Origin of the sequence: Buttiauxella agrestis ATCC 33320 (genome assembly GCF_000735355.1) — a bacterium.
In the GTDB taxonomy this organism is placed as follows: domain Bacteria; phylum Pseudomonadota; class Gammaproteobacteria; order Enterobacterales; family Enterobacteriaceae; genus Buttiauxella; species Buttiauxella agrestis.
Window position 1 is genome coordinate 206,914 of sequence record NZ_JMPI01000030.1, and the last position, 13,978, is coordinate 220,891.

General features: G+C 50.3%; 13 protein-coding genes. 5 read left to right on the forward strand and 8 right to left on the reverse strand.

Going from position 1 to position 13,978, the window contains the following annotated elements; genetic code table 11:
- Nucleotides 1-26: 26 nt before the first annotated feature.
- The 4 genes from htpX to GBAG_RS11250 form a co-directional block, all read right to left on the reverse strand.
- Nucleotides 27-908: a protease HtpX gene (htpX, locus tag GBAG_RS11235; protein ID WP_034496301.1), complete on the reverse strand. Its 882-nt coding sequence runs from the start codon at nt 906-908 to the stop codon at nt 27-29.
- A 192-nt stretch (nt 909-1,100) separates the two neighbouring features.
- Nucleotides 1,101-3,149 (reverse strand): carboxy terminal-processing peptidase, encoded by a 2,049-nt coding sequence (gene prc / locus GBAG_RS11240; protein ID WP_034495959.1) that lies wholly within the window; start codon nt 3,147-3,149, stop codon nt 1,101-1,103.
- A 20-nt stretch (nt 3,150-3,169) separates the two neighbouring features.
- The gene (gene proQ, locus GBAG_RS11245) at nt 3,170-3,850 is read right to left on the reverse strand and encodes an RNA chaperone ProQ (protein ID WP_034495962.1); all 681 of its coding nucleotides are present in this window, start codon (nt 3,848-3,850) and stop codon (nt 3,170-3,172) included.
- Nucleotides 3,851-3,954: 104 nt separating this feature from the next.
- Nucleotides 3,955-4,443 (reverse strand): GAF domain-containing protein, encoded by a 489-nt coding sequence (locus tag GBAG_RS11250; protein ID WP_034495964.1) that lies wholly within the window; start codon nt 4,441-4,443, stop codon nt 3,955-3,957.
- A 171-nt stretch (nt 4,444-4,614) separates the two neighbouring features.
- On the opposite strand from GBAG_RS11250, the gene yebS reads away from it, so the two are divergent.
- From yebS to GBAG_RS11275, 5 genes are all read left to right on the forward strand, one after another.
- Nucleotides 4,615-5,859, forward strand: a complete 1,245-nt coding sequence (gene yebS, locus GBAG_RS11255; protein WP_034495967.1) for a membrane integrity lipid transport subunit YebS — start codon at nt 4,615-4,617, stop codon at nt 5,857-5,859.
- On the forward strand, nt 5,828-8,464 hold the full coding sequence (locus tag GBAG_RS11260) for a PqiB family protein (RefSeq protein ID WP_034495969.1): 2,637 nt from the start codon (nt 5,828-5,830) through the stop codon (nt 8,462-8,464). Before yebS ends, GBAG_RS11260 begins: the two co-directional genes overlap by 32 nt.
- Nucleotides 8,465-8,536: 72 nt before the next feature.
- Nucleotides 8,537-9,979, forward strand: a complete 1,443-nt coding sequence (rsmF, locus tag GBAG_RS11265; protein WP_034495971.1) for a 16S rRNA (cytosine(1407)-C(5))-methyltransferase RsmF — start codon at nt 8,537-8,539, stop codon at nt 9,977-9,979.
- Nucleotides 9,980-10,092: 113 nt separating this feature from the next.
- On the forward strand, nt 10,093-10,332 hold the full coding sequence (locus GBAG_RS11270; protein ID WP_034495973.1) for a YebV family protein: 240 nt from the start codon (nt 10,093-10,095) through the stop codon (nt 10,330-10,332).
- Between the two features lie 106 nt (nt 10,333-10,438).
- On the forward strand, nt 10,439-10,630 hold the full coding sequence (locus tag GBAG_RS11275; protein ID WP_034495974.1) for a YdfD/YebW family protein: 192 nt from the start codon (nt 10,439-10,441) through the stop codon (nt 10,628-10,630).
- A gap of 32 nt (nt 10,631-10,662) precedes the next feature.
- Here GBAG_RS11275 and GBAG_RS11280 read toward each other — a convergent pair whose 3' ends face one another.
- The 4 genes from GBAG_RS11280 to GBAG_RS11290 form a co-directional block, all read right to left on the reverse strand.
- Nucleotides 10,663-11,307, reverse strand: coding sequence for a metallophosphoesterase (locus tag GBAG_RS11280; RefSeq protein WP_034495976.1), 645 nt, complete (start codon nt 11,305-11,307; stop codon nt 10,663-10,665).
- Nucleotides 11,308-11,362: 55 nt separating this feature from the next.
- A complete protein-coding gene (locus GBAG_RS11285) occupies nt 11,363-11,890 on the reverse strand; it encodes a GNAT family N-acetyltransferase (RefSeq protein WP_034495977.1) in 528 nt (175 codons plus the stop codon).
- A 104-nt stretch (nt 11,891-11,994) separates the two neighbouring features.
- Complete coding sequence (locus GBAG_RS23175; RefSeq protein ID WP_281630009.1) at nt 11,995-12,123, reverse strand: hypothetical protein; 129 nt, start codon at nt 12,121-12,123, stop codon at nt 11,995-11,997.
- A gap of 94 nt (nt 12,124-12,217) precedes the next feature.
- Complete coding sequence (locus GBAG_RS11290; RefSeq protein ID WP_034495978.1) at nt 12,218-13,708, reverse strand: SulP family inorganic anion transporter; 1,491 nt, start codon at nt 13,706-13,708, stop codon at nt 12,218-12,220.
- Nucleotides 13,709-13,978: the final 270 nt, after the last annotated feature.

Genomic DNA, 13,978 nt, shown 5'->3' on the forward strand with positions numbered 1-13,978 from the left:
GCACGCCTTTTTAACTCAATTTATTCCTACTTCAGGTATTCACCATTACGCAGCGCTTCAATACGCTTATCCAACGGCGGGTGGGTCATGAACAATTCGCTCATTGACTTAGCCTTACCATTGATGCAAAACGCCATCATGCTGCTGGCCTCTTGCGGTTCATAGCTGGTTTTCAGGCGCTGCAAAGCGGCAATCATTTTTTCACGACCAACCAATTTTGCAGAACCGGCATCAGCATGGAATTCACGGTGGCGCGAGAACCACATCGTGATAATGCTCGCCAGGATACCGAATACCAGCTCCAGTACTGTCGCAATCGCAAAATAAACGAACGGGTTGCCATTGTTGCTTTCACCTTCATCTCTGTTTCCGGACAAGAAGCCAGAGGCAACCTGCGCGATGATACGAGAAATGAAGATGACGAAGGTGTTCACCACGCCCTGAATAAGGGTCATCGTGACCATGTCACCGTTCGCGATATGGCTAATTTCGTGAGCGATAACCGCTTCCGCTTCATCACGGCTCATGTTCTGCAACAGGCCTGTACTTACCGCAACCAGTGATGCATTACGACGTGCGCCGGTTGCGAACGCGTTGATGTCTGGCGCATGGTAAACAGCCACCTGTGGCATGGCGATACCCGCCTGCTGTGACTGCTGGCGAACCGTTTCCATCAGCCAGCGCTCAGTTTCGTTACGTGGTTGCTCAATCACTTCCCCACCGACTGAACGAAGCGCCATCCATTTGGACATCAGCAATGAGATGATTGAACCGCCAAAGCCAAACAACACCGCCATGATCATCAGACCCTGTACGCTGCTCGACTGGATCCCCGTCAGGCTTAGCACTAGCCCGAAAACGACCATGACCGCAAGGTTGGTCAACAGGAAAAGCCCGATACGCATCATAATTTTCTTTTTACCTCGGTTAAAAATACGCATTCTGCGTTACCCCACATCGTAGGGGCAAGCCTGCCATTTTCAAGCATTCATCGTGTCCAAGTGGTTAATAATACATAACTTTACATTTAAGGAGAGGTAGGTTTACGCGGCTTGATAGAGGTAAAAAAAACGGGCACAAAATTTTGTGCCCGTTGGGGGTTACTTAGCAGGAGCCGGTTGCTCGGCTGGTTTATCTTGCTGCATTTTCGCAAGGTCCAGCGCAATGTGTACCGTTTCATCAAGATACGGATCAGGTTCTTGATAATCCTTCGGCAAATCGTCCAGTTTCTTCAACGGCGCTTTGCCTTCTCGCTTGTAGCGATCGTTAACACGTGCCAGTCGCGTGGCATCATCTTCCTGGTTTTCTTTCTCACGTTGAGCAAGATTCAGAGAGACGATATTGCGCTTCTCTTTCAGGGCATTGAATCGAGCAATGTCCTTCATGATGTACTGGAACTCTGGATCGGCTGCAATTCTGTCCTGATGGAGTTTCAGCAACTGCGGCTCAAACGAAGACAAGTCGCCGGACTTAACGTAAGTCGCCGCGTTAATGCTATCCCACGGGAGTGCATTGTCTTCAAACTTCTCGCCGGTTTCTGTCTCTTCAGTACCTGTTGGCATCATGACGTCTGGCGTCACACCTTTACGCTGAGTACTGCCGCCATTAATACGGTAGAACTTCTGGATGGTGTATTGCACAGAGCCTAATGCTGGCCATTCCGGGCGCAACATCTGATCGTAGATACGGTTCAATGAACGGTATTGCTGAACAGTACCTTTACCAAAGGTAGGTTCGCCGACAATCAGCGCGCGGCCATAATCCTGCATTGCTGCAGCGAAGATCTCAGAGGCAGAAGCACTGAAACGGTCAACCATCACCACCAGCGGGCCTTTGTAATACACCACACCGTCAGTATCGCTGTCTTCGCGCACTTTGCCGTTGTTATCACGAACCTGAACAACAGGGCCACCTGGAATGAACAAACCAGAAAGTGAAACAGCTTCGGTTAATGCCCCGCCGCCGTTAGAGCGTAAATCAATAATCACACTCTTAACGTTCTGTTTTTCCATTTTCTGCAGCTGAACTTTGACGTCATCCGTCAGGCCAACGTAGAAACCAGGAATATCCAGCACGCCCACTTTGTCTTTGCCGACCGTTTTAATTGTCAGTTTAACTGCGCGGTCTTCAAGACGGATACGTTCACGCGTTAATGTTACGATGCGCGTTTTGGTGCCTTTGCCAGCAGGCAAGATTTCCAGGCGAACTTTGCTGCCTTTCGGCCCTTTGATCAACGCAACAACGTCATCAAGACGCCAGCCAATGACATCGATCATCGCTTTACCGGTTTGGCCTACGCCGACAATGCGATCACCGACGGTAATCGCTTTGCTTTTCGCAGCCGGGCCACCCGCAACCATCGAGTTAATTACCGTATAGTCATCGTCCATCTGCAACACGGCACCAATACCTTCCAGAGATAAACTCATTTCGGTATTGAATTGTTCCGTATTACGCGGCGACAAATAGTTGGTGTGCGGGTCGATTTCGTGGGCAAAGGCAGTCATCGCCAGCGAGAAAACATCTTCGCTGTTGGATTGAGCCAAACGGCGAATCGCGAACTGATAACGCTTGGTCAGCGTTTCACGAATTTCCTGATCGGTTTTTCCGGTCAGCTTCAGGCTCAGTTCATCAAACTTAACTTTGCTATCCCACAGGGTATTTAACTCTGCAACGCTGGTCGGCCACGGCGATTTGCTGCGATCAACGTTGAAAGTGTCATTCCCTGTGAAATCCATCGGCTTTTCCAGCACCTTCAACGCGTATTGATAACGTTCAAAACGACGTTTTTGGGCCAGATTGTAGAGATCGTAAAAGACGTCCAGTTTGCCGGTGCGCAATTCATCGCCTATCAGCTTCTTGCGCGACACAAACTGCTCAACGTCGCTGGCAAGCAGTACGTTGTGGCTATAGTCGAGAAGGTTTAGATAGCGATCGAAAATTTTTGCGGAAAAATTTTCATCCAGATCAAACTGACGGTAATGCGAGCGAGTAAAGCGTGATGTGACACGCTCACTCACTGTAGCGTGCTGAGTCTCTTCCTTTAACTGCGGGATTTGATCGGCACGCGTGATATTTTCGACGGCCAGTGCGCTACCTGCAAGAAACAACAGACTAGCGACCGCCGTACGCTTAAAGAGTTTGTTCATGCCAGGGTCTGGCCTCCGTTTCAGAACTGCAAGTGTTCTGCGCGTACGATCATTGCCATACCAGAAGTCAGCTGTACACGGACGCCATCTTTGGTAATTTCCAGTACGGTGGCATCCATCGCGTTATTACCCGCTTTGACTTTGATTGCCTGACCCACCTGCAAAGCAGAAATGTCCGTAACCGGAGTGCGTTTTTCTTCGACCGGAGCCTGAGGAGCCGGTTTTTCTGCACGTGGTTTACGTTCTGCAGCTTCAGGGCGACGCGGTGCAGGACGAGGTTTGCGCTCACGGCGAGGCTTATCAGCAACGGTTTCACCGTTAGCAATTGCCGCTTCGCGTTTTTTCGCTGCCTGTTCTGCGCGCTGTGCTTGAACACGAGCTTTTGCTTCTTCAAGCTGCTTGCGAGCATGCTCAACATGTTGCTCATCGAGTTCACCGCAAGGGTTGCCGTCGAGATCCACACGGGTTGCGCCGACTTTGATACCGTACAGGTAACGCCAGCTTGAAGTGTAAAGACGTAACGCGGAACGAAGTTGAGTTTTACTAAGGCTCATCTCCCCTTCAACGCGCGCGACTAAATCCTGGAAGATACCAATCTTCAGGGGGCGGGCTTCACCTTCAGCACTAAAGCACTGTGGGAAACGCTCTGCCAAAAAGGCGATGACTTCTTTGCTACTATTCAACTTGGGTTGATTTTCCATGAAATTTCCTGATTACAACGGAGTTGCCAACAATCCGCAGGCATGAACAGGCGACATTATAATGACGCTATCAGCAAATGCCACGTTATCCGTTGTTTATCATGCTATCGAGTGAAGAATTTTTTAAAATCCGTGTCGGTAAGCATCAGCGAAAGCTGCGTTACCAGTTGAGATAAGCCGATTTGGTCTTCAGGTGTGAAGCGCCCAAACTCAGTGCTATCAATATCCAGAACCCCAATCACCTCACCACCTACCGTCAATGGAAGTACAATTTCGGAGTTGCTGGCAGCGTCACAGGCGATGTGACCATCAAAAGCATGCACGTCTTCTACACGTTGAATGCTATTGGTGGATACCGCTGTACCGCAAACACCTTTTCCAACAGGAATACGCACACAGGCGATTTTCCCCTGGAATGGACCGAGTACCAGAGTGTCGCCTTCTAATAGATAGAAGCCCGCCCAGTTTACTCCTTCAAGCCGTTCAAATAGCAATGCACTGGTATTTGCCAGCGTCGCCAGAAAACTTGTTTCACCTGCCATTAACGCACTGAAATCGCGGTTTAAGTCCGCGTAAAATTGTTCTTTGTTCATTGATTAACCATAGTATGTTGTCTTACTCAACTGCATAGCATAGTAAAATAAGCATTAAATGCGTTATGCCACAAGGTGTATCATTCCGTGAATTACTATACGCTTAACGAATATTTCATAATCCATTGAGATGCCCCATGCGCCAACGGTATTCCCAGCTTACGATGACACATGAAAATACACGCCATTAGCCATGCTGTACCGCAGGCACGTTATCAGCGTTGCCCCCAATGCGATACACTTTTCTCGTTACCGTTGGTTAAATCATCGCAGAGCGCCTACTGCCCGCGCTGTGACGCCAAAGTTTACCATGGACGCGACTGGTCATTAACTCGCCTGGCGGCCATGGCGGTGGCCATGCTGCTACTCATGCCCGTTGCTTTCTCCGAACCTTTGGTGCGCATCTATCTATTAGGCACACGCATTGACGCTAACCTTTTTCAGGGCATCTGGCAGATGACCAGCCAGGGCGATCCGCTCACCGCGGCAATGGTCATGTTCTGTGCGGTGGGTGCACCTGCGACTCTGGTTGCCGGTATCGCCTATCTCTATTTCGGTCATATTCTGGGCATGAACCTGCGCCCGGTGTTGCTGATGCTTGAGAAGCTCAAAGAATGGGTGATGCTGGATATTTATCTCGTCGCCATCGGTGTGGCCTGCATAAAGGTACGCGAATTTGCGTTTATCCAGCCGGGTGTCGGCCTGGTGGCGTTTATTGCGCTGGTAATATTGAGCCTGTTAACCCTGATTCATCTCAACATGGAACAGCTGTGGTCACGTTTCTACCCGCAACGACCACCCCGGGCGTGGAACCCGCAACTTCGCGTGTGTCTGGGCTGCCATTTCACGGGGGTACCGGATAATCGTGGACGTTGCCCACGCTGCCATGTGCCTTTGCGAGTGCGTCGTCGCCATAGTCTACAAAAATCCTGGGCAGCTTTAATCGGTTCGTTAGTGTTCCTGCTGCCTGCGAACCTGCTTCCAATATCAATACTTTACGTAAATGGCTCGCGCCAGGAAGACACCATTCTTTCCGGTATTATTTCCCTTGCCAACAGTAATATTGCGGTTGCTGCTGTGGTTTTCATCGCCAGTATTCTGGTGCCGTTTACTAAAGTTATCGTGCTGATTTCATTGCTGGTGAGCATACATTTTAAATGTGAGAAAGGGCTTAAGACGCGGATAACACTGCTACGCTTTATTACCTGGATTGGCCGTTGGTCCATTCTCGACCTCTTTGTTATTTCGCTTACGATGTCGCTGGTTAATCGCGATCAGTTATTGGCATTTACTATGGGACCGGCTGCATTTTATTTTGGCGCAGCGGTTATTTTAACTATTCTTGCTGTCGAATGGCTGGATAGCCGACTACTTTGGGACGCACATGAGTCAGGAAATGCCCGCTTCACCGACTGAAGCGCGAATTAAAACAAAACGCCGTATTTCGCCCTTCTGGTTGCTGCCAATTATCGCTTTGATGATTGCCAGTTGGCTGATGTGGACAACCTGGGAAGAACGCGGCACCACAGCGACCATTGATTTCATTTCCGCAGACGGCATTGTTGCCGGGCGCACGCCTGTCCGTTATCAGGGTGTCGAAGTCGGCACCGTGCAGAGCGTGAGCCTGAGCAAAGACCTCCGCAAAATAGAAGTGAAAGTCAGTATTAAAAGCGATATGAAAGACGCGCTGCGCGAGGACACCCAATTCTGGCTGGTCACGCCAAAAGCCTCACTGGCCGGGGTTTCTGGGCTGGATGCGTTGGTTGGCGGGAACTATATCGGCATGATGCCCGGTAAAGGTGAACCGCAAGAGCACTTTAGCGCACTCGATACGCAGCCCAAATATCGCCTGAATAATGGCGAGCTGATGATTCACCTCCATGCGCCAGATTTAGGTTCTCTCAATAGCGGATCGCTGGTCTATTACCGCAAAATTCCGGTCGGCCGTGTCTACGACTACACCATTAATAACAATAAGCAGGGTGTCACTATTGATGTGCTGGTCGATCGCCGCTTCGCCAGACTGGTGAAAAAAGGCAGTCGTTTCTGGAATGTCTCTGGCGTGAAAGCGAACGTCAGCCTTTCCGGCGCGCAGGTGCAACTGGAAAGCCTCGCAGCGTTAGTTAACGGTGCCATTGCCTTTGACTCGCCGGAAAACTCCGCTGAAGCCAAAGCTGAAGACGAGTTCGGCCTGTATGAAGACCTGGCGCACAGCCAGCGCGGCGTGATCATCGATCTCGATCTGCCAAGCGGCAAAGGTTTAACCGCTGGCTCCACAGCGTTAATGTACCAGGGCCTCGAAGTGGGTACGTTGACCAAGCTTAATCTCAATCCAGGCAGCACAGTCACCGGGCAAATGACCGTCGACCCAAGTGTTGTCAATTTGATGCGCAGCGGCACGCGTATTGAGCTTCGTGATCCGAAAATTTCGCTCAGTAACCCGAATCTCAGCAGTCTGCTCACCGGAAGCACGTTTGAACTAGTCCCTGGCGAAGGCGAACCACAGAATCACTTTGTGGTTTTCCCAAGTGATAAAACGCTGCTGCAACAACCTGATGTTATGACCCTCAAACTGACGGCTCCGGAAAGTTACGGCATTGATGCTGGTCAGCCGATCATTTTGCACGGCGTTCAGGTAGGCCAAATTCTGGAGCGCACATTGTCTGCCAAAGGCGTCACCTTCTCCGCCGCCATCGATCCTGAATATCGGCATTTGATTCAGGGCGACAGCAAATTCGTGGTGAATAGCCGTATTGACGTGAAAATGGGTATTGATGGTATCGAGCTTTTAGGTGCCAGTGCCAGCGAGTGGATAAACGGCGGCGTGCGAGTGATTCCAGGCAGCAAAAAAGGGGCGATGAATGAAAGCTATCCGCTTTACGCTAACCTGGAAAAAGCGGTTGAAAACAGTCTGAGTGACCTGCCAACGACGACGTTGACGTTAACGGCGTCCACCCTTCCCGACATTCAAACGGGTTCCGTGGTGCTGTATCGTAAATTCCAGGTCGGGGAGATTATCAGCGTCCGTCCTCGTGCCAATAGTTTCGATATCGATGTGAATATCAAGCCGGAATATCGCAACCTGCTGACTGCCAATAGCGTGTTCTGGGCTGAAGGCGGTGCCCGCGTGCAACTCAATGGCAGCGGGCTGACCGTTCAAGCCTCTCCGCTTTCACGTGCCTTAAAAGGTGCGATCAGTTTTGATAATTTATCCGGTGCCAGCGTCGGCCTTAAAAAAGGTGACAAACGGATGTTATACGCCTCTGAAACTGCCGCTCGCGCCGTGGGTAGCCAGATTACCCTGCACACCTTCGATGCTGGCAAACTCTCAGCAGGCATGCCAATTCGCTATCTGGGAATCGATATTGGGCAGTTGGAATCGCTCAATCTCACAGCATCCCGCAGCGAGGTCGAAGCCAAAGCGGTGCTTTATCCGGAATTTGTTCAGACATTTGCTCGTGGTGGCACACGCTTCTCGGTGGTAACACCGAAAATCTCAGCCTCCGGCGTTGATAATCTCGATACCATTCTCCAGCCGTACATCAACGTGGAACCAGGACGCGGCCCAGCCCGCCGTGATTTCGAATTGCAGGAAACGTCTATCACCGACTCTCGTTATTCAGATGGCCTGAGCATCGTGCTGGAAGTCCCGGAAGCCGGATCATTGAGCATTGGGACACCAGTTCTGTTCCGTGGCGTAGAAGTGGGGACGGTAACAGGCTTAACGTTGGGCAATCTCTCAGACCGCGTGATGATTGGTTTGCGTATCAGCAAACGCTTCCAACACCTGGTACGTGATAGCTCGGTGTTCTGGCTGGCGTCTGGCTACAGTCTTGATTTCGGTCTGACGGGTGGCGTGGTGAAAACCGGCACCTTTAGCCAGTTCATTCGGGGAGGTATTGCCTTTGCAACACCTCCAGGTACTCCGCTGGCACCGAAAGCCGAAACCGGTAAGCACTTCTTGTTAGAGGAAAGTGAACCGAAAGAATGGCGCCAATGGGGCACGGCCCTGCCGCGTTAATGCCCGCGCCCCGGTGCTTCACCGGGGCGCTTGTGCTACACTTGGGCCTTCATTTTTTCCTGGAATTCCTTCGTGGCTCACTCTCATACCGCCTTTCTCCCGCAAGCCTTTCTTGATGTTATTCGTGATGCGCTCCCGGCAGGACAAACTCTCGATAGTTTTATTGAATACTGCCAACGCCCACTGCGCCGTAGCTTGCGCGTGAATACCCTCAAGATTTCAGTCAGCGACTTTCTTACGCTTGTTGCGCCTTACGACTGGCATCTGACCCCGGTTCCGTGGTGTGCGGAAGGTTTCTGGATTGAGCGAGAAGACGAAGATAGCCTGCCATTGGGTAGCACTGCAGAACATCTAAGCGGTCTGTTTTATATTCAGGAAGCCAGTTCCATGCTGCCTGTTGCGGCGCTATTCGCAGACGGTAATCAACCCGACCGCATTATGGATGTCGCCGCCGCACCGGGGTCAAAAACCACTCAAATTGCCGCGCGTATGGGCAATCGTGGCGCCATTCTCGCGAATGAATACTCCGCCAGTCGGGTGAAAGTGTTGCATGCCAACATCAGCCGCTGTGGTATTAGCAACGTGGCGCTCACGCATTTTGATGGCCGGGTATTTGGCGCAGCGTTACCTGAATGTTTCGATGCGATTTTGCTTGATGCCCCCTGTTCCGGTGAAGGTGTGGTGCGTAAAGACCCCGACGCTCTGCGCAACTGGACGCCTGAAAGCACCACCGGCATTGCCGATACCCAGCGAGAGCTTATCGCCAGTGCGTTTCATGCCCTGCGCCCAGGCGGCACATTAATTTATTCGACCTGCACATTAAACCGTGAAGAGAATCAGCAGATTTGCCAGTGGTTACTCGACGAGTGGCCCGATGCAGTTGAAATCGCGCCGCTCAATAATTTATTCCCTGAAGCCTGTAAAGCGATTACGGCGGAAGGTTATTTGCATGTGTTCCCACAGATTTATGATTGCGAAGGCTTTTTTGTCGCACGCTTGCGCAAAACGGCATCAGTTGAAGCGCTCCCGGCACCGGGTTACAAAGTGGGTAAATTCCCCTTCATCCCTCTGCATGGCAAACAGGCAGCAGAAGTGAAAGCAGCCGCAAAACAATCAGGGATTGCCTGGCAAGATGACCAACAGCTTTGGCTGCGCGATAAAGAAATTTGGTTATTCCCAAAAGAAATTATTCCGCTATTCGGCCAGGTGCGCTTTTCACGCATTGGTTTACGCCTTGCCGAGCAATACAACAAAGGCTACCGCTGGCAGCATGAAGCCGTAATTGCGCTGGTGAAGGGAGACTCCCCACTTGCATTTGCGCTCACCGAATTTGAAGCGGATGAATGGTATCACGGGCGCGATATTTACCCTGATGAGTCCCCTTCTCTCAACGAAGTGATTGTCACTTATCAAGGGCAACCTCTTGGACTGGCGAGAAAAGTCGGCTCACGCCTGAAAAATAGCTATCCGCGTGACTTGGTTCGTGATGGGAAATTGTTCGCTCACAAAGGTTGAACGCGATAAAAAATAATCGCCATGTCGTTTGCAGTTTTCGCACGGTTGTCTACGCTCTAAATTGGGTGATCTCACTGGTCATACCACATGTATACGGACACAAGGAGAGCGAGATGACGAAAACAAACGTACGAATAGGCATCTTCGAAATTGATGATGCTGAATTACATGGCGAGCAACAGGGGGATCGAACGTTAAGCATCCCTTGTAAATCAGACCCGGACCTGTGCATGCAACTTGATGCCTGGGATGATGAAACCAGCATACCCGCCGTCTTAGATGGCGAACATTCCGTGCTTTACCGTCAACATTACGACCAGAAATCTGATGCCTGGATCATGCGCCTTGCCTGATCCAAAATGAACCCGTCGCTCAGGCGGGTTAATTAAGTGGTCTGATTACCCCTCTTCCCGTGACTTCTCCTACAATTAAGCCAAACGGTGCAACTCAGAGGCACGAATGTTTGCGTTGGTTTTGTTTGTTTGCTACCTGGACGGTGGCTGTGAAGATATTGTGGTGGACGTTTTTAACACAGAACATCAATGTCTGTTCGCTATGGATGAGCAACGGATCCGCTATGGTGGATGTTTCCCGGTCGAAGACTTTATTGATGGCTTCTGGCGACCGGCTCACGAGTTTAGTACGTTGTAGCGCACTAGGTTTATCGTGAAAGGAATGACTGTTTACTGAACCTGCACCATCGTCAGTTTGTTACCAAAGACAGCGCCCGTATCAATATAAAATTGATTGTGGAAATGACTGACTTCTTTCAGCGGCGTATGTCCAAAATAGAACTCATCGGCCCCGTCAATATCTGCCCCTCCCCCACGTAAATTTTCATTTAGCCGTGAGCGGCTCCAGACTAGCAAATGCTCGTCTACCGGTTGGTTCCAGCGGTACTGCGAAGCCGGATAGTCTGCGTGAGCAATTACCAACAACTTCCCCTGGGTGTGGAGTTCAATCACCAATGGTAGCTCACGACAATGTAATAAGGCTTGCTGCACCTTTTGCTGAACCTGTTCAGGCAATTCCTGATACCAGTTCCCGCCATTTATTTGCCAGAGCATCCCTTCACCTTCGTCGAGTGCTTCAAGGGCCATCGCTTCATGATTGCCTTTTACCGCTCTGAACCATTTGCTATCAAGCAATGCCAGACAGCCAGGGCTGTTAGCCCCCCTGTCGATAAGATCCCCCACCGAGATGACCAGATCCTGGTGGTAATCAAAATGTTGGTGTTTAAGCTGGCTGATGAACTCGGAAAGACAGCCGTGCAAATCACCGACAATAAATACATGCCGCCAGTTCTCACCGTCAATTCGCTGATACATTCCGCCTCCGCACTGGTTGTTTATTGCTCAATTATAAACCAGTGCGCGGCGATGGTTAACGTGTCGGGCGAATGAACATTTTGATTTGCTTGCCGTGGTATTCGACGTTGTGTTGAAACTGGAAACCAAATCGTTCCGCAAGATGGATGGAACGCAGATTATCGTTATCTACAATACAGCAAACTGGCGTGGTAAATTCACGGTCTGCCCAGTGTAAAATCGCGGCTAAGGCTTCTGTCGCATAGCCTTTCCCGTGTACGGAGGGAATTAAAGTCCAGCCCGCTTCCGGAAATTCAAGTTCTGGAGTCAGTTCGCGATGCGCATTCTGAAAACCAAACGCACCGACGTAACGCTCATTGTCTTTTTCAAATACCCCCCAATAACCATATCCAAGAGCCTGCCAGTGGCCGATATAGCGTAATAACCGACTCCACGTCATTTCCGGCCCTTGCGGCTGGCCGCCTCCGATAAATTTAACCATTTCCGGGTCAGTCCAGCAGGCGGCTAAATCAGGGAAATCATCCAACGTAAAATGACGTAAAACCAAGCGCTCAGTTTCCAAACGAGGTGCTGCGATAACCATGCTCACGACCTTAACTTTATGACTGATTAAACATTTTCATTATTCTGCCAACATAAAATAAAAAAGGCTGCATTCAATGCAGCCTTTATAGGATGTGATACGAGTTATCTGGCAAATTTTTCCGCTTCTTCAAGCGTTTCAATATGGCTTACACCTAAGAGTACGGTGGTAATAAAACCCACGATGTACCCCACCAGTTTACTATTGAGGATCAGTTTCAAACTTTCTGGCACCTCCGTTTCACTCTGGGACTAACACTAATCTAGCAGTCCCTTGATGATAAAAGTAACGGCAGATTCACACTTTTGTCATCTAATACTCATAGCGTCAGATTTTTCCGCTCAATCGTGCGTGGAAATCGCTACTGCGTAAGTCCAGACCAACAATATCCACTTTGCTTTCATAGCGTTGATAGCGCGTTTCGATTGCATCCAGTACCGCGACGGTAGAGACATCCCAAATTTGCGCCTGAGATAAATCAATAATCACTTTTTGTGGGTCGTCTGCATAACGAAAATGTTCAAACAAATCGTTGCTGCTGGCAAAAAACAGCGGGCCGGTCACTGTATAACGGACAGACTGTCCGTCATCTGACAACGTTCTATCTGCACGCACCACATGAGCGATACGGCGAGCAAACAGAATCATGGCAAAAATAACACCACCCACCACACCCAAAGCCAGGTTTCCTGTCGCAACTGTCACCGCAACCGTCGTTACCATCACCAGCGTTTCCGGGAGCGGTATTCTTTTTAATGTGGCAGGTTTAACGCTGTGCCAGTTAAGTGTTTTGACGGCAACAATCACCATGATGCCAGCCAAAACCACCATCGGGATCTTCGCCATCAGCTCACTTAGCCCTGTGACCAACAACAGCAAGACCAGTCCGGCTGCCAGGGTTGAAACTCTTGTGCGCCCTTTCCCCAGTTCCACGTTAACCATGGTCTGACCAATCATCGCGCAACCCGCAATGCCACCATAGAAGCCTGCAAAAATATTCGATACACCTAATCCCCAGCATTCACGACGCTTGCTCGAAGGGGTATCGGTCAGTTCATCGACCAGTTTGGCCGTCAGCAAAGACTCCATTAAGCCGACAAAAGCGATGCTCAAGGCGCACGGCCAGATAATCCGTAAAGTGTCGAGATTGAGCGGTACTAAAAGCTCGGTTAAGCCAGGCAAGCCTGCAGCCATCGGCCCGGATTCCCCCACCGTTGGCACGGAGAACCCCATCCCGATACACAAGGCGGTAATGACCAGAATCGCCACCAGCGGAGAAGGAACCATTTTAAACACGCGCGGGAGGAACAGCACGATGATCAATGTGAGCGCAAACAGCCCCCAGACAAGCGGATTATCCCCCCAAATGTGCGGCATCTGAGCGAAGAAAATCAGAATACCGAGGGCATTCACAAAGCCTGTCATCACTGAAAGCGGGATATAACGCATCATGCGTGCAAGGCCAGTGACACCGAACAAAATCTGTATTAGGCCGGCCATCAGCACGGCAGGAAAAATATATTCGACCCCATGCTGATGCACCATTGGCCCGATCACTAACGCGACTGAACCCGCAGCGGCTGTCACCATCGCGGGGCGGCCTCCGAGGAATGACATCGAAATACACAATACGATGGAGGCGACCAGGCTAACTTTTGGGTCAACACCGGCAATCACCGAAAATGAAATGATCTCTGGCACCAGTGCCAGCGCGGTGACTATCCCCGCGAGGGATTCACGCGCCAGGAGCCGTGGACTGCGCAGTACATAGGCGAGAGAATTTTCCCGGCGATGTGTTTCTGTTTGAGTTGTGGTCATAGTTTCGTCTTTGCAGGTTTATTTTTAATAGTGGTTCATTTTGAACCGACGTGATTGTACAGAGAGGATAGTAAGGATGCTAATTAATGTGATCTATATCTCTTTGCGAGCGCTACCGCTGCGCACAGAATTGCGATGGATTAAAAGCGTTGATGACAGTCCAGAAAATTACACGGCAAATAGTAAAAATGGATAATACCTGTACGACTATTATTAGGAATCAAACATCAAAAACATTATAGTATCGACGGCCATTTCTAATTCTCTATA